This window comes from Virgibacillus sp. (genome assembly GCF_013393565.1).
GTDB lineage: Bacteria > Bacillota > Bacilli > Bacillales > Amphibacillaceae > Virgibacillus > Virgibacillus dokdonensis.
Genome location: NZ_JABXHF010000039.1, coordinates 16,814 through 39,013 on the forward strand (window position 1 = coordinate 16,814; position 22,200 = coordinate 39,013).

Below are 22,200 nucleotides of genomic sequence, written 5' to 3' on the forward strand. Positions count from 1 at the left end.
TGTGCATAAGGTTGTTTTTTCTCACTATAGGGAGTATAAAGTTTTATCGGAATATCGGTGTTGTAAGCTCTTCACTTTAAGAAATGAAAGATGCGGTCTGGACAAGTCTACAACGTTCGAGCATAGGAAAGTATAGCTTTTGGCTATAAATGAAACGAAGGCTTTGATCATAGAGCCTTTCGTAATAAGTTTTTTCTGAAAGTGTTTTGAAAATGGTTATTCATTGTTGAGATACCAGTTTGACTTTATTGTTTCTATCATTTATGAAAATAATTTTCAATATGGACTAAAAAACTGCTACAATGGATAAAGACAGTTTTAATATAAAGAAAGAGTGAGTAGAAATGTGGGATAATTGGAAGAAAAAAATAAAGCGCCTTTTTATAAGTGATGAAGAAAATCATCGAGATGAAGATATGCAGCAACCAGATAGACATCATCCTGAGGCCAAAATGATGTATCAATATCCTGCAAAAAAATCATTTCGCTTTCCTGTAGTTCCGGATAAAGGAAATGAAACGAGTCAGCATCGTAGTTATTCTGACAAAAATGAAGCAGTTGAAAATAGAAGTAATCCAAAAACACAACAATCAAAATCAAGCATACAAGGTCACACATTTTCCAAATCAACAGAAGATGACGTATCTAAATATGATACACCAGCATTTCGAAGAAGGGATGTGAATCATTCTAATCCGAGACATACAACGGTGCAAGGCTATAAAGATGAACATTCGAAGCATAAAGTATATAAAAAAAATCCGGACCAACCATTTCGGCCAACAGAAGTTCCTTCACCTATATATGGTTTTCACCCACGAAATGAAAACAAGGCGAAAGTAATAGAGGAAGTTCCTGCCTATAAGCGTAAGCAGGAGGTTGATCCATTTAAAGATTTGGAAGCATTGAAGGAGGAGTCATCTAGAACGGAAATTAAATCTGTAGATACTGAAGTTCCTGCTTATCTACGTAAACAAGCAATAGAAGATGTAAAGCAATTGGCAAACAGTAAATTACAAAATGAGAGTTATTCCAAGCGGAACACGAAAGAAACAAACTTTGAACAGAAGGAAACAATAAATGACCTAAAAGAAGAAGAAACGTATCAAAGTGCAATATTGGAAAAGCAAGAAAAGCATACAGATGCAAGTATAGCTAATGAACAAAACCAGAGCGCATCTGAGGCTTTTGATCAAGAAGATACACAAGAACAAGTAGAAGCTAAGCAAGAATCCGCTGCAACGGTAATGAAAGAAGAACGGAGCGATGATGACCAACAGAAAGAAGATAAACGAACGAATCAAACAAAAACAGAACCAAAACGGGAAAATCGTTTATCACAAAGACGAAGACAACAGCAAATGGGAAAAAATAATGTTCCATTTAATGTCATGATGACACCGAGAGATAAGAAAAACTTATGGGATCGAACAAAGCAAAAACAGAATAGAAATGCTGAGGAAACACGGTCTAGCCAATCGACAAATGAGTTAGCTGATACGATAACGGAGCACAGCGCTGTGAAGGAAATACCTTTGCATTTATTAAATGATATAGAGGATCATTCCTCAGATGATAAGGCATGGTTGGATGAACAACAGCAGCTTCTTGAACAAACGCTAAAGTATTTTAATGTCCAAGCAAAAGTAGTAAATGTTACCCAAGGCCCTTCCGTTACAAGATTTGAGGTTCAACCGCAGCTTGGGGTTAAAGTTAGCAAAGTGAGAAACTTAAGTGATGATTTAAAACTAAATATGGCTGCAAAAGATATTCGAATTGAAGCGCCCATTCCGGGTAAGAATACTATTGGGATAGAAATACCGAATAGAAAACCACAAATGGTAGGGTTACAAGGCGTGTTTGCAACAGAAGCCTTTAAAAAAAGCGATTCACCGTTAACCATTGCTTTAGGCCTAAGTATAGAAGGAGAACCTTTAATTACCAATATTCAAAAAATGCCTCATGGTTTAATCGCGGGTGCCACGGGGTCTGGGAAAAGTGTCTGTATTAACACAATTTTAATTAGTTTATTGTATAAAGCCCACCATGAAGAAGTGAAATTTTTACTTATTGACCCTAAAATGGTGGAATTGGCTCCTTATAACGGAATCCCTCATCTTGTTTCACCGGTTATTACAGATGTGAAAGCTGCTACCGCTGCTTTAAAATGGGCTGTTGCTGAAATGGAAGAACGCTATGAAAAATTCGTTCACGAAGGCGTCCGTGATATAGAGAGATATAATGAAAAAATGGTCAAACAGCAACAGATGGAGAATAAGCTTCCTTTTATTGTTATTGTCATTGATGAACTGGCAGACTTAATGATGGTCTCCCCACAAGATGTAGAAGATGCGATAAGTAGAATTGCACAAAAAGCAAGGGCTTGTGGAATTCATCTAATATTAGCAACTCAGAGGCCTTCTGTGGACGTGATCACTGGATTAATAAAGGCTAACATACCTACAAGGATTGCCTTTAGTGTGTCTTCTCAAGTTGATTCTAGAACTATACTTGATACAAGCGGGGCAGAGAAGCTACTAGGAAAAGGGGATATGCTGTTTATAGAGAATGGTTCTGGAAAAACGGTTCGTCTACAAGGACCATTTGTATCTGATGATGAAATCGACAGAGTGGCAAGTTACGCAAGAAGTATTGCCCCTGCTAATTATTTATTTGAACAAGAACAGTTACTAGAACAAATCCATACAGAAGAGGAAGAAGATGATCTTTTAAAAGATGCTATTTTATTTGTGCTAGAGCAAAATGGAGCCAGCACATCTTTGTTGCAACGTCATTTTAAAATAGGTTACAATCGAGCTGCTAGATTAATTGATACGCTCGAACAGCGGGGGATTATATCGGGGCCAAACGGTAGTAAGCCGAGAGAAGTTTTAGTTACGTCAACACAAGTGGAGGACATGATATAGGACAACTTCATGCCAAAAGTAAATTTGTTGCAGCTTGCCTATTCATTGGCATATCCTCTTGCTAGTATTACCAAAGTTACCAAGTACGTGCAAGTTACTGCATTGAATTAAAGTAATCATCTCCATATTAAAAGCTTACGTAATACCCTTGTTGTAGAAATATTCAGTAGAAGAACAGTAACTTCTACTGAATGGGATTTTTGTATTACGATTTGCAAAAAATACGCTGAGCTATAACATAAAACAGTATCTTTTTCTAACACATTTGTCTTTTTTGGGATAGCTATGTTTTTGTAGTGGACACTAATTCTTGTTTCCGGCACGATTTTTTTATATGATATGTTTAATGATCACATATAAAGGGAGAAAACTGACACTATGAAGGAAATTGAACAAAAGCTAAATGGGAAAATTGAACGTTTGACAAACAAAACCTTCAAATTTGATGAGCGCATTAAGGAAGGCTGGTTCTCGGCAGTATATTTTTTGAAAACAAGAGAGATAGCTGCAAAAAAATTACCTAACAACCAAGTGACAATGCAATTTTTTCAAAAAAACGATGCGGTATTATGTGGGTCGGATGAAGCAATAGCTTTATTACATAAATTTGCGGATAATGCGGAGACACTGGAAATCCATTCATTAAAAGATGGAGACAAGATTAGACCGTATGAATCTGTGTTAACTGTATCTGGGGCTTATCATCAATTTGGCTTTTTAGAGGGCATTATTGATGGGATTTTGTCTAGAAGAACATCTGTCGCAACCAATGTATATAATGTGGTAAAAGCGGCCCGGACATCAGGGAAACAAAAGCCAGTCATTTTTATGGGAGACCGTGATGATCATTATACACAACAAGCTGGAGATGGTTATGCAGCATTCATTGGTGGATCAACAGCGCAAGCTACACACGCGATGAATGAATGGTGGGGAAAAGAAGGAATGGGAACCATGCCTCATGCGTTAATCCAGATGTTCCGCGGGGATATTGTCGCAGCTTGTAAAGCATATCATGAATTATTCCCTGAGGATGATCTAGCAGCACTTGTTGACTATAATAATGATGTAATCACAGATTCTCTGAAAGTGGCACATGCATTTGGCAATGAATTAAAGTCTGTTCGTCTAGATACGTCACGTACATTAGTTGACAAATACTTTCTACGCAACCATCATTTAATGGGGACATTTGACCCAAGGGGAGTTAATCCAGAGCTCATTTTTGCGCTAAGAAACGCATTGGATGAAGAAGGGTTCTCACACGTGAAAATTATGGTTAGTGGTGGATTTACAGAAGATCGTATTGTAGAATTTGAAAAGCTAGGCGTTCCTGTGGATATGTATGGTGTAGGTAGAAGCTTACTTAAATTGAATATTGGCTTCACAGGCGACAATGTACTTTTGAATGGTACACAAGAAGCAAAAGAAGGAAGACGATATAGACCAAATCCACGGTTAGAAAAAGTTCCTTATACCGAACAAACGTAATTCTATTCCTAATCGCTTTGGTAGAGGTTAAAGATACAAGGGCTTGTAAGTAAACTTTAAAAAACAGGTTTTCTTTTCTCATCTGGAAAAGAATTTGCTATAATAAGAAACTGTGCAAAATAGTTAAAAGAGGATTGAATCTTTTTACAACAATTTGGAGGTTCATTTATGACAACTTACCATTTTATTGGTATAAAGGGAACAGGAATGAGTGCTCTTGCTCAAATCCTGCATGATTCTGGAGAGAATGTGCAAGGGTCAGATGTGGAGAAACGATTTTTTACGCAAGAAGCATTGGAAGAAAAGAATATTCCCATTTTTCCTTTTGCAGAAAGTAACATCAAAGAAAATTATACGGTTATCGCTGGGAATGCATTTTCTGATAACCATCTAGAAATAAAAGAAGCAAGAAGGTTAGGCGTAACCTTCTATCGTTATCATGAATTTCTTGGAGAATGGCTAAAGCAATATACAAGCATTGCAGTTACTGGCGCACATGGTAAAACATCAACGACTGGTCTGCTCAGTCATGTCTTGAGTAGTTCTTTTCCCATTTCTTATTTAATTGGAGATGGCACAGGTAAGGGGCATGTGGATAGCAAGTATTTTGTGTTTGAGGCTTGTGAGTATCGCCGTCATTTTTTACGTTATGAACCCGATTATGCGATTATGACAAATATTGATTTTGATCACCCAGATTATTTTACAAGTATTGATGACGTTTTTAGCGCTTTTCAATCTATGGTAGAACGTGTAAAAAAAGGTATTATTGCTTGTGGTGATGATGAACAATTACAACGGATACAAGCAAAAGTTCCTGTTGTTTATTATGGGTTTACTGATACGAACGATTTTCAAGCTCAAAATGTAATGGAAACGGAGAACGGAACAACGTTTGATGTATTTGTCAGGAATACGTATTATGAAACTTTCTCTATTCCAATGTATGGAAATCATAACGTATTGAATGCATTAGCAGTAATTGCTATATGCCATTATGAAGGAATAAACGCTGAGTGCATGAAGCATTTGGCTAGTTTCGGCGGTGTTAAGCGGAGATTCACTGAAAAACGAATAGGAAATCAGGTACTTATTGATGACTATGCGCATCATCCAAAGGAAATAAACGCTACTATTGATTCAGCCCGAAAGAAATATCCAAATAAATCTATTGTAGCGATTTTTCAACCACATACATTTACAAGAACAAAAACATTTTTGCAAGAATTTGCTGATAGCTTATCACAAGCAGACCATGTTTATTTATGTGATATATTTGGTTCAGCAAGGGAAGAAAGTGGTCAATTAACCATTCATGATTTACAAAAACTAGTGGATAATAGTTCACTATTAGAATTAACAGATACCAAAGGTTTACAGAAATTTTCCGATAGCGTACTTATTTTTATGGGGGCAGGCGACATTCAAAAATTTCAAGAGGCATATGAAAAAATATTGACCACATAAATAATAAAGGAGAGTCTGATGAAAAAGCAGACTCTTTCATTTTATTACACTATAGGAAAGTATAAAGTTTTTAGGGTTTATAGTATAAGAAAAACTACAGATTTTGCCATAAGACTTGGGGACGAGCCAAGTTTTTCTAGAATAAATAAAGGAATTATGGTTTTTGTTGTCGAATAATAATACTATAGGAAAAGAATAAGAAAAACGATAAGCTATCTACACATGTTTTATTTGTAACACAATTGGGTAACTTAATTTATGTACAATCTTTGTTTAATACGTTAGATAATATTAAGGGAATTATTTAAAGCTATGTTGACAACATGATAAAGTTAGTAAGGGAGTGAAGAAGTAATATGGAAATTTTAGCATATATTGCCGCGGTGATTGCAGCCATCGCATTTGTGGTTTTAGTTGTATACTTGGTTATTACGTTAAAAGCAGCAAGGGAAACTTTACATAATGTATCTGAAACATTATCTAGTCTTGAACAACAAGTGCAAGGAGTCACGGAAGAAACAACACAATTATTAACAAAAACAAATCAGTTAGCAGATGATATGAATCAAAAATCAAGTAAATTAAATAGTCTATTTGATGGTTTTAAAGGTGTTGGTAATACAATAACAGAATTTAATCATTCGTTAAGAGAGTTAACAAATAGTGTTTCAAGAGCAGCAAAAAAGAACCCTGAGAAAACGTCACAAGCAATCAAATGGGGAACTACTTTAATGGAACTATGGAAGAAAAAAAATAAATAAGTACAGTGTAGGAGGAATAATAAATGGCAGATAATCAGTTCAATAGTAAAGATTTTATTTTAGGAACATTTATAGGTGCAGCTGTCGGTGCATTGACTGCTCTATTAATGACACCGAAAACCGGAAAAGAATTCCGTGATGACATTAATACGGGGGCTAATCAAGTAAAGAAGAAAGCATATGATTGGAAAGAAGTAGCTCAAGAAAAAGGAACTAATTGGAAAGACAAAGCTTATACCACTGGTTCTGATTTAAAGAAAAAAGCAATGGAATCTACATCACAGGTAACAAAAACAGCAGCAGAAAAAACAAAAGATGTAACACAAGGTGTACAATCCAAACTAAAAGAAAAGCGTAAAAAAGAAGATGAAGCATTAGAAAAAGCAGAGAACGTTGCAGAAGCAATGGAGGAAGCAGCCGAAGAATTAGAAAAGAAAAATTAATAAATGTTGCCTCCTCGTATAGAAAAACGTGGCTTCATCGCTATGTGAAAACATATAGTGTAAACGAAAACAAGCACCTCGCTTTGTAGGTGCTTGTTTTTTTAGGCGTTATAGTAAAGTATAAATCCATAAATTTTTGCGAATAAGCCACGTTTTTCTTAACATAATAGTACCTTGTATGCTATTCGTGCCGTAAAACTTGTGAAAATCTTTTATTCTGACCAAATAATTTCTAGCTCATCACCAGGTTGTATGCTTTCATGAAATTGAGCTGGTTGCTTGTTTTTGTAAACTTGGAATTTCCCGCTTGCTGAAGATAGGTCTAAATCTACATGTTGAAATACATCTTGATAAATAAAGCCATTATTCTGAGTAGATATTTGCAACTTATCTCCACGATCAAGTAAACTATCTCCCTTTAATCGCTCGTCTTTTCTTTTTACTATATATGCTGGTTGGTTTAATTGAATTTTTTTTCCGTTAAAGAATACAGTTATAGATCGCCAATAATTTTTTCCTTCTTGAGCTAATAAATCCTGCACGTTTGGTTGCTTGCCTTGGATAATTTCAATATGATCACCGTCATAAAGAAGGTGGGAGGGATCTACTTTTTGTTGATTAATGAAAAATTGCGCCTCTCCAATAGAAAGTTGAACTTCCTTTCCATTCACAAAGATGGAAAAAGGCTTGATTCTATCATATTCGATACTAGACAATTGTTTGATTACATCTTGAAGTCGCTTGGGCTGAAACCAATCGATAATGTCATTATCTTGAATTACATCATCTTTTTTCGCTGGTTGCTGATTAACGAAAAACGTAGGAGAAATTGTATGCTGATGATTTTCAAACCAAACGGTCATTGGTTTTACTTCACCAATCAATTCATAAAGGGTAATGGTAGCAGATTGTCCATCTTTCCCTCTTTCAATTTGAATATAGTCACCATTTTTTACTGGTTTATCGACGGTAGTCACAGTTCTGTTTAACATTATTTGTGGTGGCTCTCCTAACTCCCCAGGTAAAGTGATTTTTCTTCCGTTTACAGTAATAATCGAAGCAGCACCTGGCCTTCCATACCACTTATGAACATCTATCCCTGCTTGGATAAAGCAATCTCCAACTGTTAATGTACGCATTTCAAATAGTCTTAGTGTAAGTTCATTTAGGTAGACGCTAATATAATGAACAGGATTCCGTTTTGCAGCAATGGCTATACCAATAGGTGTGACGAAATCTGGTTGGATAGGTAAATTCTCATTAAGAGTAAGTTGTTTAATGGCACTAATATCTCTTACAGCAACTCTATTTTCGGGGAGTTCAAGTTTTTTGGCAATCATTTTTGTTATCTTCGGTGTGAGGCTTCCTCCACCAATTAACATAACAGCCTTTGGAGGCTTGCCATTTAATTTAAAAATTTCTTCCGTGATTTTTGCAGCCAAAAAGTCAATAGCAGAAGTGATATCTTTGGTTAATTGCTTATAAGATATGGTCGTTTCAAAGCCAAGAATATCTTGCGCTTTTGCTTCTTTATGTTGCACAATAGCCCTTTTAAAAGTTTCAGCGTCGGGGAAGTCTAATAAATATGTATCACTGATAGCTTCCGTAATTTCATCACCTGCGACTGCGACCATTCCATAAGCCGCAACCGTTCCATGGTTTGTAATCGCGATGTCACTAGTGCCTGCACCTATATCAACCAAAGCAACATTTAATCTTCGCATTGATTCAGGTATTAGTACATCCATTGCTGCAATTGGTTCAAGTGTCAAAGCTTCCATTTCTAGTTCAGCTCTGGAAAGCGCAGCTAAGAGGGACTCAACAACTACTTTAGGTAAAAATGTAGCAATAATTTTAGTGCTTGCTACCTCACCACGCTGATCAATGAGGGAACCTATTTGCTGTTCGTCGATATAATAGTGGAGAACAGAATAACCGACGCAATAATATGGATAGGTATTCGCAACCTGTTCTTGTTGGCTCACTTTTTCTAGAGCATCTTGCACGGCGCTTAGTTCTAAATGCTGAACGATTTCAGAATCTTTAATAGGCTGATTTTGCAGGGATAACGTGGCTGTGCCATTCATGGTAATTAGTGAGCGTCCTGCAGCTGCAACGCAGACTTTAGTTAATGTCCCATGTGATTGTTCAAGCTTTTCTTTCACTTGGTTAATTGTGTTAGCAACAGCAACAACATCATGTATTTGACCGTCACACATAGAACGGTGATTGTGCTCGATCATACAGAAGTCGATAACTTCAAAACCTTCCTTGTCTTGATTTAAAATAATTCCAGTAACGGAACGTGTACCAATATCCAGGGCAAATATCTGTTCTTTCATTAAGCATAATCCTTTCATACAACGAATATGAATCCATTCTTATCATATCATCTACCACATGTAGTCTAAAGTGGTAAGCCTCTCTTTTTATGGTTAAGTATATCGTATTTCATTACATTTTAAATCGAAGCGGTTAAGTACACCAAATAATGTGCCGTTGTTTCTAAAAATAGAGGCAAATCACAATGAATACGCTTCATTATACATGAATTTTAAAAATTAATCGACAAAGGGTATATAATTAGCTATAATATTCACTAATTATTAAAAAACCTAAGCATAGGGGGAATATAAAATGAGCGAATTAGATCAAGTAAGAGATAGGTTAGATAAAGTAAACCTAGAAATCTTGCAATTAATTAATGAGCGAGCAAAACTAGTTCAGCAAATCGGGGACATCAAAGCAAAGCAAAGTATGAAGCGGTTTGACCCTGTGCGGGAAAGAGATATGTTAGATCAAATTACTTCTAGTAATGACGGGCCGTTTGAAAATGCGACGATTGAGCATATTTTTAAAGAAATATTCAAGGCCAGTTTAGAACTGCAAGAAGATGATCATCGTAAAGCATTGCTCGTATCACGAAAGAAAAAGCCTGAAGATACCATTATTGATATTAATGGTGCAACAATTGGAGATGGTAATGTTCATTTTATTATGGGTCCTTGTGCTGTCGAAGGGTATGAACAAGTTGCGACAGTTGCCAAAGCAATTAAACAGCATGGCGTAAAGCTTTTGCGAGGAGGAGCATTTAAACCAAGGACATCTCCTTACGATTTTCAAGGTTTGGGTGTCGAAGGGTTAGAAATCTTAAAAAAAGCTGCTAAAGAGCATGATTTAGCAGTAGTTAGTGAAATTGTAAATCCAGCACATATTGAAGAAGCACTTGATTACTTGGATGTCATTCAAATTGGAGCAAGAAACATGCAGAACTTTGAATTGCTCAAGGCTGCTGGTGACGTCGATAAACCAGTTCTATTGAAACGTGGTTTATCAGCAACGATTTCTGAATTTATTAATGCTGCTGAATATATTATATCCCGTGGTAACAAAAACATTATCTTATGTGAGCGAGGAATTCGGACATATGAAAAAGCAACTCGAAATACATTAGACATTTCTGCTGTTCCTATTTTAAAACAGGAAACACATTTACCAGTTATGGTCGATGTTACACATTCAACTGGTCGGAGAGACTTACTATTACCTGCAGCTAAAGCGGCTATTGCTATCGGAGCTGATGGTGTAATGGCTGAAGTACATCCAGACCCTGCAGTTGCACTGTCAGATTCCGCGCAACAGATGGATGTTCCGACATTTCACCGTTTTATGGAAGAAATGAAAGATATGGCAGAAAGAATGAAGTAAAATAAAAATAGGAATATTACTTGGTAAATATGTGAAGAATGTGTATAATAGAATAGATAACACCTCTTCTTAACAAGCTAATCGTACCTAGTATTATAATATTGCGAACTAGGAGGCTTCGAGTTACTTGCCTTTCTATAATAAAACCAGTAGAATATGCTGAATAAAAAAGGTTGAAGGACAATCAGAAGCCTTCAACCTTTTTTGCTTTGAAAAATTTTTCATAGTAGAGTATGATATAGAAAAAAGAGAACGATAATTAGTATAGGAGGAAAAAACATTGAATAACATTACTATATATGATGTGGCAAGAGAAGCAAATGTGTCTATGGCTACGGTTTCTCGTGTCGTTAATGGAAATCCAAATGTGAAACCTACAACAAGAAAGAAAGTACTAGCTACGATTGAGCGTTTAGGATACCGACCAAATGCTGTGGCAAGAGGTTTAGCAAGTAAGAAGACAACAACTGTTGGAGCGATTATTCCTGATATATCAAGTATTTTCTTTGCGGAACTTGCAAGAGGAATTGAGGATATCGCGACGATGTATAAGTACAATATGATTTTAAGTAACTCGGACCAAAATGAAGAAAAAGAAATTCAATTAATAAACACGATGTTGGAAAAACAAGTTGACGGCATTATTTTTATGGGAGGAAATATTTCTGATCAGCATGTACAGCAATTCAAAAGCTCTTCTGTGCCTGTTGTGTTGGCGGCAACATACGATGAAAATAACGAAATTCCTTCTGTAAACATTGATTATGAACAAGCGGCGTATGAAGCTACGCAATTTCTTATTGAGCAAAATAAATCAGTGCCTGCGTTTGTATCAGGGTTAGAAGAAACACATATCAATCAGCTGAAATATAAGGGTTATGCCCGTGCTATAAATGAAGCAGGTTTATCTGTAAACGAGTCACTCATTGTAAAAGGAGATTACTCTTATAATTCAGGTATTGAAGCAGTAAATCAATTATTAGATGAAAATGAAAAACCAGCAGCTGTTTTCGTTGCTTCTGATGAAATGGCTCTTGGCGTTATTCATGGAATTCAAGATAAAGGATATCGTGTTCCAGAAGATATTGAGGTATTTGGCTTTGATAATACTCGATTAGCAACGATGGTTCGCCCAACACTATCCACTATTGTACAGCCTATGTATGATATTGGAGCAGTTGCAATGCGCTTATTAACAAAGTATATGAACAAAGAAGAAGTTCAGGAACAAAGGGTAGTTTTACCTCATCGAATTGAAAAAAGAAATTCAACAAAATAACTAGGGTGCCGATATAAGGAATAGAGATGATTCAACTTCTATTCTGAGGAGAGAGAACTATGAGAAAACGCGATATATTAACTCCTTTTGGCATTACTATGGGTTTCATCATGATTATGTTAGCGATTGTTTCCAAAAGTGGATCGTCTGAAGGAGCAGGTTTGTTTTTGGATATTTCTTCTATTTTCATTGTAATTGGTGGTTTAGTTGCTTCGATGCTCATTACGTTTAAATTCGAACAAATTAAGCTGACAAAAAAAGTATTGAGTGAAGCTTTTCATAAACATGATCAGCGCCTACCAGAATTAATTACATTATTTGTCCATTTATCTGAAAGGGCTAGACGAGAAGGGCTTCTAGCTTTAGAAAATGAACTAGAGGAAGTAGAAGATCCGTTTATAAAAAAAGGCATTTTGCTTGCTGTGGATGGAATTGAACCTGAAGTTATTAAGGACATTCTAGAGGCGGAAATTATTGCTGTAGAAGATAGGCATTTCCGAGGGAGGGCTTTAATTGAAAAAGCAGGTGAATATGCTCCTTCCTGGGGAATGATTGGGACACTTGTAGGTCTTGTATTGATGCTTAATAATCTTCAAGATCCTACTGCGCTCGGACCAAGTATGGCTGTAGCACTACTTACAACACTTTACGGAACTGTACTTGCAAATTTAGTCTTTATTCCAATGGCAGCTAAATTAGAGAGTAAGACAGAAGAAGAAGTGTTTATGAAGCAAATTACGATCGAAGGTGTTATTGGTGTTCAATCTGGTCAAAACCCGCGAATTTTAGAAGAAAAACTAAGCGCTTTTTTATCTAATGAGGATCGGAAAAAGCAACAACAACTTGATGAACAACCTGGTTTCATGGAGGAAAGTATTCATGAAGCGTAGGCAAATCAAGAAAACAGCCAACAAGGGTGCCCCGAAATGGATGGTTACTTATTCAGATATGGTAACACTTATATTAGTGTTTTTTGTGTTGCTTTTTTCCATGTCACAAATTGATTTGGTTAAGTTCGAAGCTATTTCTGAATCATTTCGTAATCGCATGATTTTTGATTTTTATCCTTCTGCGGTCCCAATGGAAAATCCAACTGAGCAATCAAGCAATAAAGAAAATGGCGAGCAGTCTAATGAGTTTGACTCACCAACACAACTACCTGACACAACAGATAAGGACGCTAGTAAAGATGATGGAGGGTCCTCTTTAGATCAACTGTTGCAAGAAGTAGAAACATACTTGGATAAAAATGATTTAAATAATGTGATAACTGCCACACGAACAGATCAAGGCGTAGAACTGGTTTTGCAGGACAGTCTTTTGTTTAATACAGGGGAAGCAGTTATTTTAGAATCAGGAAAGCCATTTTTAAATAAGGTGAGTTCTTTACTACATAATATTCCAAATCCTGTACTTGTTGAAGGTCATACAGATAGTAGGCCGATCTCTAATTTTAGATACCCATCGAATTGGGAATTATCAGGAGCAAGAGCTGGAAGTGTGATCCGCTATCTACTAAATGAAAACCATTTTGATAAATCACGGTTTTCTTCTGTTGGCTATGCGGATACAAAGCCAGTTGCGCCAAATAATTCATCAGCTAATTGGAGTAAGAACCGTCGGGTAGAAATTGTTATTTTGGAAGAAAATAATTTGCAAAAAATGCAAGAAGGAGAAACTGACTAAAGTTTCTTCTTCTTCTTTTACTATAGGAAAGGTTTTTTAACTATAAAAATGGGCTCATTCTTAGCTAGAATGTATATTATATTTGTCTTAGAGTTAGAGTCTGTAAGTTAGATGAAAGAGCCCTTATAGTTTCAGTATAGCTTCAGCTGGTCTGAAGGTTTAGCAGTATATTTCAATAACTGTTGTAAAGCAAGATTGTTTTTCTCAGAAATTTCTTCTTTTCTAGGAATGACAGGAACAATAGAAGGGTCATCTTCCCAATGAGTTGGAAGGGTAACAGGGCTCTCTTTTTGCCATTTTTCTAACCAGGATGTCGGCAATTCGCCTTTCGCAGGCTTCATATTGTGCATGACATTCCAAACTTGCGCCCAAGCACGGGGAACAACTCGCCACATATCATAGCCCCCTCCGCCTAATGCAACCCACCTTCCGTTACAATACTCATGTGCTAATTGATGTGCTAATAAAGGTATTTGCTCGTAAATAGCCATTGTACTACATAAATGGGTTAATGGATCGTAACAGTGCGCATCCGCGCCGTTTTGCGTTATAATTATATCTGGTTTAAAAAATGCTGTAATTTGAGTTAACGCTGTTGTATACGCATTCAAAAACGATTCATCTTCTGTGAATGCATCAATAGGCAGATTGAAGCTATACCCATGGCCCTCCTTTATACCACGCTCATTAACATTCCCTGTACCTGGAAATAAATATCTTCCTGTTTCATGAATGGAAAAGGTGCACACATTGGGGTCATCATAAAATGCCCATTGCACACCGTCACCATGATGCGCATCCGTATCGACATAAAGAACACGTAAATTATAAACTTCCCTTATATAACGAATAGCAATTGCACCGTCATTATAAATGCAAAATCCCGATGCTTTTCGTTTAAATCCATGGTGCAGACCGCCACCAAGATTCAATGCGTGAGTCGCTTTGCCTAATAGCACTTCATCAACAGCTGTAAGGGAACCTCCTACAAGATAGGAAGACGCTTCATGCATTGCTGGGAATATAGGCGTATCTTCTGTTCCAAGGCCATATTCAGTAGCTCTTGGTTCTGGAAGCATACGTTTACTTGCTTGTTTAACTGCTTCAATGTATGCATGATCGTGAAATAATTTTAATTCTTCTTCCGTTGCCATTCTGGGTGAGATGATTCGGTCTTCTGGTAAAGTGCCTGTTGCTTGTAGCAATTCCGTTGCCAACAGTACTCGTTTTTGGTTGAAAGGGTGGTCTTCGTGAAAGTGGTATTGCAATAAGTTATCAGAGAACACAAATTTAGCCGTACACGTCATCGATTTGGCCCCGCAATATGATTCGGAGCAAGTAGTTCGTAACCAGCCTCACGAAGATCTTCAATAACAGGGAGTGGATTCATAGTTTGTATACGAAAGACCAAAATTTTATAATTTGGATCATCTTTAGAAGGATAAACGAGTACAGAGACAATATTTGTTTTGCGTTTGCCAAGGATAGCCGTCACTTCAGGTAAGATACCAGGCCGATGAGGTACTTTTATTTCAATATGAGAGCTTTGTACATGAGTGCCAGTTAATTGAATCATCGTGTATAGCATGTCTTTTTCTGTAACAATACCAACTAGCCTATTTCCTTCTCTAACAACTGGCAAGCATGCTATTTCTTTATCGTAAAATATTTTAGCTATTTCCTCCACGAAATCTAATGGATGGATCGTAATTACTGGTTGACTCATAATGGATTGTATTTCGTGTTGTAAATTATGTTTATCTGTAGCGGATTCGAAAATGGAAGGACTGGCATCCCGAACATCTCGATCAGAAACGATGCCTGTGACCTGATTATCATTTTCAATAATTGGAATGTGGCGTATCTTATGTTGATTTAATAGATCCAGTGCTTCTTGTATAGTCGCTGTAGGAGGTAGTGTGATAACCTCTGTTTTCATAATTTCTTCGACTAGCATTATAATCCCCCCTGCATATTTCGGTATTTATGTCTTTGTAGAAATCGTAACGTATTGAAACGTTTGATGGAGTGCTCAGAAACATTTTTACCAATTCGAACCATCAAACAATTGGCTGGGTGGGAGATAATTTCTGGGTCATCTGTTGAAGCAGGGACTAATCCACCAGCAGCCATCATTTTCTCCATTACTTTTCGATAATCCCAGATACTAAGCTTTGTACCATTTAAATCCCAATGCCAATAGTATTCTGTTGAAATAATTATATAGTTTTCCATGAATGCATCCATCATAGATACTTCAAGTAACGCAGATGCAATTCTTGCACCACGAAAAGCAGGAATAACTTCAATAGCGCCTAGCTCAATTAATTCATCCATCTTAAATTCAGACCAACGTTCTAAAGGGTCTGGATGTAAATAAGTAACATAACCAATAATTGTGTCATTTGTCCTTGCTATGATAATGCGCCCTTCAGGAAAAGTAGAGATATTCAAAATAGCTTCAAATTGTTTTGAGGGCGGTCGAAATGCAATTAAATCTTCATGGAATTTATATTGCTGTAATTCTTCTTTCTCTAATGGTCCTTCAATGGTGATTGTTTCTGTTGGTGTTTCTCTTGTTAGCGCATAATGCTTTTTTTCATGTTTCATTAGCCCACCACCTAATTATATAATCCGCTTACATATCATTATACAACAGTACGATCAGAATTTTTAGTGAAATCTATAAATAAATGTATTGTCAATATTACTTAGAAAAAAAGAGAGAGGCACGTCTATTAGATTAATCCTGGCTTTCCAATAATATATGGAAAAACAAAAACCCCGTAGGTACGAGATTTTTGTTTTTGGTAGAGAATCGTATCTTTTCTTCTGCAAAAAAGTCATTCTTCGGTTGTTTCTTCTGGTGTATCGTCACCTTCTGTATCTTGATTTTCTTCTGTATTGTCTTTGTCATCATCATCTTCTGGGTTTTCGGGTTGCTTATCTGTCTCATCCGTTGTTTCAGCTTGCTGTTCTTCTTGGTCAGCATTTGATGGATTTTCAGCTTCTTTATTGCTTTCTTTATCTGGTGTTTCTGGTTCTTCTTTTTTTGTATCGCCAACGATTAACTCTGCAGAAGCTGTAGATTCCTTCCCGAAATAGTCGACTGCTTTTACATAATAACGTGCGTTTCCGCTGTTAATATTGTAAGAAGTAGATGTTGTATGACCAATTTGGGAGAAGCTGTTACCTGGCCCAGTAGCTTGGTAAATGCGGTACCCGACCACGTCTTTGCTTGAAGACTTGCCCCAAGTAAGTTTTCCGCCGCTTTTTCTTAATGCGCTCGGCGCATTTGGCGCTTTGCCATCATTTTTAATGGCACCTTCAGAACTGCTTCCAACACCACTAATCTTCTCCCATTTTTCCCGCTCTGTTCGTGGGAATAAGATACTGAGATCACTTAATTTATCGTAGCCTTTTCGTTTTAAAAATGCCGGGTTAAATGCTAAACCATCTCCAATGGTAAATTCACTAGGCGTATTTGGACCTGCAGCAATTGTTTTTCCATTGACGACAACCATACTTCCACCAGATACGAGGCTGTCATCTACTTTAGTAGGAACGTATTTACTGTTATAAATATCACTTTTCACCAAACCAGCTTTTTCACAAAGCTCTGAAGGTAGTAAACCTGATATAGCGCAATAACTTCTTGAAACAATCCCATTAGGTCGCTGAAAGTTTTTAGATGGTGCCAACAATTTTGGGTTTACATCTGTTGCGCTGTTAATTAATTCCGCCCATAACTTAATATTTCGCTGTCCATAGCTTAAGCTCATTCCTGCATCATTTAAGGAATATGCAGTTTTATATCCAATCCATGTACCAAATGTAACATTAGGGTTTGTTGCTACGAACCAGGAATCCTTATATTCTTGAGAGGTCCCAGTTTTACCTGCCCAATCAACACCGCGATGTTTTAATTGTGAATTAGCGTATACCCCGGTACCATTTGTGAGTACATCTCGCATCATATCTACAGTTAAATAAGTTGTTTGTGGAGAGAAAACATCAACAGCATCTGCTTTATGCTCATAAACTACATCTCCACTTTGTGTCGTTATTTTTTCAATCATATAGGCATCAACAAATTTTCCGTTATTACCAAACGTTGTAAAGGCGTTCACATTTTCCTCCACGGATACACCATGCTCCATCCCTCCGATGGATAAGGAAGGATGCACATGATCTCCTTCAGTTAGTGATGTGAAACCCATTTTTTCCAAATATTTGGAGGCGGGGTCGTTGTTAATTATTTTCGAGTAAATTTCAGCTACAGGAAAGTTATGCGATTTTGCTAAGGCTTCTCTGGCGGAAATAAGTCCGTAATGTCCTCCACTGTAGTTTCCTGGCTTACCAAATTCCCAACCTGGTATCTGTTTTGGGTAGTCAGCAATTACGCTACCTGGTTGAATGACCCCTTCCTCCATAGCGGGAGCGTATGCTAATAATGGTTTCATTGTACTTCCATTAGATCTTTTGCCTTGAAATGCATGGTTCCAATTATCGTCTTTATAGCCACGGCCACCAACAAAGCTGAGAATCTTTCCAGAACTATTTTCAATTAAAACACTAGCTGTTTGCACTTTTTCTGTAATTTTTTCTACTTCACCAGTATTTGGATTTTTCTTCGTGTAAGTACGGTCCGGTCCATAGTAAGCAAATTCTTGCGTAGTTTTTTGCATAGCATCATACATTTTTTTGTCAATGGTAGTATGGATTTCATAACCATTAACCCGTAAATCGCGTTTAGCAAGCTCTAAATAATCAGCTTGCAAATCTTTGTCCGTTTCCAAATCTTTCTCGCTATGCCCGTCTTTTTTTGCCAACTGTTTTGCTAAAATCTTTTCCGCTCTATCTTCAATGGTAAAAGTTAAATACGGATATTTATCAATAGAAGAAGGTGAACCTTCTATAAAATCTTTCGTAACATGATAAGCTGAGGCTTCTTTATATTCTTTTTTCGTAATATAATCAGATTCATACATCCTTTTTAGGACAGATTTCATTCGATCAATGCCATATTGTAGCATGTCTTTATCCTTCAGAGTACCATCATTTTGAAACGGTGTATACATGGACGGGCTTTGCGGTAACCCAGCTAAATAAGCTGATTGAGCAAGGTTTAATTCTTTTGCTGAAACACCAAATACTCCTTGGGCAGCGGTTTCTATTCCCGCAATATTATCGCCTGACGCATTTCTCCCGTATGGAACGACGTTGAGATACGCTTCTAATATTTCTTCTTTTTCAAAGAACCGTTCTAGACGTAAAGCGAGTAACATCTCTTTTGCTTTCCGCTCAAAAGAAACTTCATTGGTTAAAATTTGGTTTTTGATGAGTTGTTGTGTTAGTGTGCTTCCACCTGTTTTCGTCTTGGCGTTGGTTACTTCTTGAAAAATAGCCCGAACAATCGCTTTTGGGACAATACCTTTATGTTCTTGAAAATACTCATCTTCCGTTGCAATAACCGCATCAATTAAATGCGGGGATATGTTTTTTAAGGTTGTTTCTTCCCTGTAAAGATCCGATTGCAATTCACCTAAGTAAGTTTCATTCGCAAAATACAATTTGGACGTTTCATCGTAATTGTATATGTCTTGCTTCATCACCTGATACGGTAGGACAGGTTCGTCCTTGACCAGCGAAGCGAAATATCCAGCACCTACACCACCAGCAAAAAACACACCGATTAAACCTATGATAAGAAAAAATAGAATAACATTCCAAACTACATGATAGGAAATGCGTGAAGTTCGCTGGATTTTGCCTGTTTTCCATAATTCCTTCCATTCTTGAAGCAATGGTCGGGAAGATGTACTTGTTTGGCTTAATTTAGATTTCCATTTATCGATTAAAGCTTGACATTTTTCTTTAAAATTCATGTACTACCCTCCTAAATCCTTTCTTATTATAGCACATTCCTATCAAAGGCAATAACAAAATTTTTCCTGCTATTGCATATTCAATGGCTTTGTAATTAAGATACATATACAAATGCCGAGTTGCCGACAGGGGGATTCAGAAAGATAGACATCTTGCAGAAAAATGAAGTAACACTGTATTGTAATTTCGATTGTACAGCAGATTGGACATTTAGCTTCAATAATTAAGTTGAAAAGATTTTTTAAGTAGGTCGTAAACGAATTGCCTTTTTTGAGGGGCAGGTATGCTTGGGGGACTTTTAAATGAAAAAGAGGATCAAAGACAGTAGGTTACGCGTTATGTTTTACAAGCAGATATCGAATTGAGGACAAATTTAAATGAATTTGAAAAGGGAACGAGTAGTATTTTAATTATATGTTAAACAATTGATGTAAGTTGTGGACATAAGTGCTTTTTCTTTTGCAAAAATAATAGCCAGTACCCATTTTAAGTGGGTACCAACCATACTAATATAAACCATAAAGACAATAACATCTATTCGATCATTTTTTTAGGTCTACGAACGAGGGCAATAATACCTGCGATTAGGTAAGCGGCGCCTCCGAAAATACCAAAGAAAAGGCTGGCAACGGTACCTACAATAGCGGTAACAATGAGTAATATTCCTGCAGCTTTCGGTTTTTTGTCTCCTATTAAGAAGAATAATGCAAGGGCACCCAACGCTATTTGAACTAAAAACACAAAGAATAAATAGTTTGTTCCTGTTTCAAGCACGGTTTTAAACTCTTGTTCATTTAATTCTTCAACTCCAGGTTCTGAAGTCTCTTCTTGAAGTTGCATGAATTCTTCAACCATTGATTCCATCGTATCATTATTAGTAAAAGCAACGACGCCAACACTAACTGTCATTAACAAGAAAATCACTAATCCAATACTAGTGAAAATCATTTCAACTGTACGCTTCATCTTTATACCTCCTATAAATCGATTAACTCAATATCCGTTAGTTGAAAAATGAGTTGTGAAATTTACCTTTGAGGAAAATATATGTATGCAAATAAAGGAAACATGCTAATAAGATATCACATTTTTTCATAGGACGCTATAGAAAAACAGTAAGGCACTTTTTATCTTAAATAACAAGAAAATTCCAACAAATATGTATTAGAATATGTATTATATGAGGGAAGAGGAGAAGGAAAAACTTAGTTAAGTGTTGCATGAAAAACAGACGACCTAAGCTACTCTTAAATTGTTTATCTGCTACTTTCGATTGGGGAAAATAGACCAAATGGATATGAATTTTCCCCTCATCACCCGAGGAAATAGATGATTTGAATTGCAAAGCTACTATAACTTACAATGGAACAACTGCAACTGGAATATTCAAATTTAATAAAGATGGAGAGATGATTTCTTTTACAACGGATGATAGATGGGTTGATAGTGGAGATGGAATTTATGAAAAAAGAAGTTGGTCTGCTATATGTAGTGACTATAAAGAGAACAAAGGTTTCATGCAACCTACACAATTTAAAGCTGTGTGGCATTATGATGATGGTGATTTAGTTTATTTTGATAGTGATAATATGAAGATTGAATTTAAATAGAAGATAATTACATTTAAAAAAAGTCAGAAAATGTGTAAGTCGGTCATACCAATAGATTCAAATCTAAGTGGCCGATTTTCACACGTATTTCGTCCTCCACCTAATAAAAAAATTAGACAAATGACAGGTACAACTTCTTATTAAAGAAATAAAGTCTGATGGTGTAACAGTAACTGGTTATGGTGCAGGTGCAAAATATACTTTTGATCAATAGATAGAGAATAAAGACATTACAAGTCAAAAATGTTAGAATTAAAAACCCCTGAAACGTTGATTTAACAACATTTCAAGGGATTGTGTGTTATCTTGCAAACTACAAAGATTAACGAGAGTAGAATTCAACGATTAAGGATTCGTTAATTTCTGCTGGTAACTCTTCACGCTCTGCATAGCGTGTGAATGTTCCTTCTAACTTTTCCTCATCAAGTGATAAGTAATCAGGAACAAAGTTGTTTACTTCAATTGCTTCTTTTACGATATCTAGGTTTTTAGATTTTTCACGTAAACCAATAACTTGGCCAGGTTTGACCATGTAAGATGGAATATCTACGCGAGAACCATCAACTGTAATATGACCATGGTTAACAAGCTGGCGAGCTTGTCTGCGTGTACGAGCAAAACCTAAGCGGTAAACTAAGTTATCAAGACGAGAATCAAGTAATAGCATGAAATTCTCACCGTGAACACCTTTCATTTTTCCTGCTTTGTTAAACAATGTACGGAATTGACGTTCATTTAAACCATACATAAAACGAAGCTTTTGCTTTTCTTGTTGCTGTAAACCATATTCAGACATTTTCTTACGTTGATTCGGTCCATGTTGACCTGGTGCGTAAGGACGTTTATCTAATTCCTTACCAGTTCCTGTTAATGAAATGCCAAGACGACGTGATTTTTTCCATACTGGTCCAGTATATCGAGCCATAAGACATTTCCTCC

17 protein-coding genes are annotated in these 22,200 nt (G+C 36.5%); 10 read left to right on the top strand and 7 right to left on the bottom strand.

Annotated features, from left to right (window positions below):
- Window positions 1-344: 344 nt before the first annotated feature.
- From HLX49_RS09880 to HLX49_RS09900, 5 genes are all read left to right on the top strand, one after another.
- Entirely contained in the window at window positions 345-2,927 is a 2,583-nt protein-coding gene (locus HLX49_RS09880; protein ID WP_101933759.1) for a DNA translocase FtsK, read from the top strand.
- 378 nt (window positions 2,928-3,305) lie between these two features.
- Entirely contained in the window at window positions 3,306-4,418 is a 1,113-nt protein-coding gene (locus HLX49_RS09885; RefSeq protein WP_101933760.1) for a nicotinate phosphoribosyltransferase, read from the top strand.
- Between the two features lie 168 nt (window positions 4,419-4,586).
- On the top strand, window positions 4,587-5,885 hold the full coding sequence (gene murC, locus HLX49_RS09890; protein WP_101933761.1) for a UDP-N-acetylmuramate--L-alanine ligase: 1,299 nt from the start codon (window positions 4,587-4,589) through the stop codon (window positions 5,883-5,885).
- A 356-nt stretch (window positions 5,886-6,241) separates the two neighbouring features.
- On the top strand, window positions 6,242-6,646 hold the full coding sequence (locus HLX49_RS09895) for a DUF948 domain-containing protein (protein WP_101933762.1): 405 nt from the start codon (window positions 6,242-6,244) through the stop codon (window positions 6,644-6,646).
- Window positions 6,647-6,669: 23 nt separating this feature from the next.
- Window positions 6,670-7,089 carry a YtxH domain-containing protein gene (locus HLX49_RS09900; protein ID WP_296361588.1) on the top strand — a complete coding sequence of 140 codons (420 nt, stop codon included), beginning with the start codon at window positions 6,670-6,672 and terminating at the stop codon, window positions 7,087-7,089.
- Window positions 7,090-7,301: 212 nt separating this feature from the next.
- Here HLX49_RS09900 and pilM read toward each other — a convergent pair whose 3' ends face one another.
- Window positions 7,302-9,431, bottom strand: coding sequence for a pilus assembly protein PilM (pilM, locus tag HLX49_RS09905; RefSeq protein WP_296361590.1), 2,130 nt, complete (start codon window positions 9,429-9,431; stop codon window positions 7,302-7,304).
- Between the two features lie 295 nt (window positions 9,432-9,726).
- Between pilM and HLX49_RS09910 the strand changes: the two genes are divergently transcribed.
- The 4 genes from HLX49_RS09910 to motS all read left to right on the top strand — a co-directional run bounded on the left by HLX49_RS09910 (window position 9,727) and on the right by motS (window position 13,762).
- Window positions 9,727-10,797: a bifunctional 3-deoxy-7-phosphoheptulonate synthase/chorismate mutase gene (locus HLX49_RS09910; protein WP_077703253.1), complete on the top strand. Its 1,071-nt coding sequence runs from the start codon at window positions 9,727-9,729 to the stop codon at window positions 10,795-10,797.
- Between the two features lie 328 nt (window positions 10,798-11,125).
- Window positions 11,126-12,076, top strand: coding sequence for a catabolite control protein A (gene ccpA / locus HLX49_RS09915; protein ID WP_237342863.1), 951 nt, complete (start codon window positions 11,126-11,128; stop codon window positions 12,074-12,076).
- 59 nt (window positions 12,077-12,135) lie between these two features.
- A complete protein-coding gene (gene motP / locus HLX49_RS09920) occupies window positions 12,136-12,966 on the top strand; it encodes a flagellar motor protein MotP (protein WP_077703255.1) in 831 nt (276 codons plus the stop codon).
- Window positions 12,956-13,762 (top strand): flagellar motor protein MotS, encoded by an 807-nt coding sequence (gene motS, locus HLX49_RS09925; protein WP_101933764.1) that lies wholly within the window; start codon window positions 12,956-12,958, stop codon window positions 13,760-13,762. The genes motP and motS overlap by 11 nt, the downstream gene beginning before the upstream one ends.
- Before the next feature lie 131 nt (window positions 13,763-13,893).
- Here the strand turns inward: motS and HLX49_RS09930 are convergent, their stop codons facing one another.
- The 5 genes from HLX49_RS09930 to HLX49_RS09950 all read right to left on the bottom strand — a co-directional run bounded on the left by HLX49_RS09930 (window position 13,894) and on the right by HLX49_RS09950 (window position 20,617).
- Window positions 13,894-15,069, bottom strand: a complete 1,176-nt coding sequence (locus HLX49_RS09930; protein WP_101933765.1) for an acetoin utilization protein AcuC — start codon at window positions 15,067-15,069, stop codon at window positions 13,894-13,896.
- Entirely contained in the window at window positions 15,066-15,719 is a 654-nt protein-coding gene (locus HLX49_RS09935) for an acetoin utilization AcuB family protein (protein ID WP_077703258.1), read from the bottom strand. Before HLX49_RS09935 ends, HLX49_RS09930 begins: the two co-directional genes overlap by 4 nt.
- Window positions 15,719-16,372 (bottom strand): GNAT family N-acetyltransferase, encoded by a 654-nt coding sequence (locus HLX49_RS09940; RefSeq protein ID WP_077703259.1) that lies wholly within the window; start codon window positions 16,370-16,372, stop codon window positions 15,719-15,721. The genes HLX49_RS09935 and HLX49_RS09940 overlap by 1 nt, the downstream gene beginning before the upstream one ends.
- Window positions 16,373-16,605: 233 nt before the next feature.
- Window positions 16,606-19,650: a transglycosylase domain-containing protein gene (locus HLX49_RS09945; protein ID WP_101933767.1), complete on the bottom strand. Its 3,045-nt coding sequence runs from the start codon at window positions 19,648-19,650 to the stop codon at window positions 16,606-16,608.
- Between the two features lie 535 nt (window positions 19,651-20,185).
- A complete protein-coding gene (locus HLX49_RS09950) occupies window positions 20,186-20,617 on the bottom strand; it encodes a DUF4064 domain-containing protein (RefSeq protein WP_296361599.1) in 432 nt (143 codons plus the stop codon).
- A gap of 359 nt (window positions 20,618-20,976) precedes the next feature.
- Between HLX49_RS09950 and HLX49_RS09955 the strand changes: the two genes are divergently transcribed.
- On the top strand, window positions 20,977-21,261 hold the full coding sequence (locus HLX49_RS09955; protein ID WP_367112742.1) for a DUF6544 family protein: 285 nt from the start codon (window positions 20,977-20,979) through the stop codon (window positions 21,259-21,261).
- Between the two features lie 322 nt (window positions 21,262-21,583).
- On the opposite strand, the gene rpsD is transcribed toward HLX49_RS09955, so the two are convergent.
- Complete coding sequence (gene rpsD, locus HLX49_RS09960) at window positions 21,584-22,186, bottom strand: 30S ribosomal protein S4 (protein WP_050353389.1); 603 nt, start codon at window positions 22,184-22,186, stop codon at window positions 21,584-21,586.
- Window positions 22,187-22,200 lie beyond the last annotated feature (14 nt).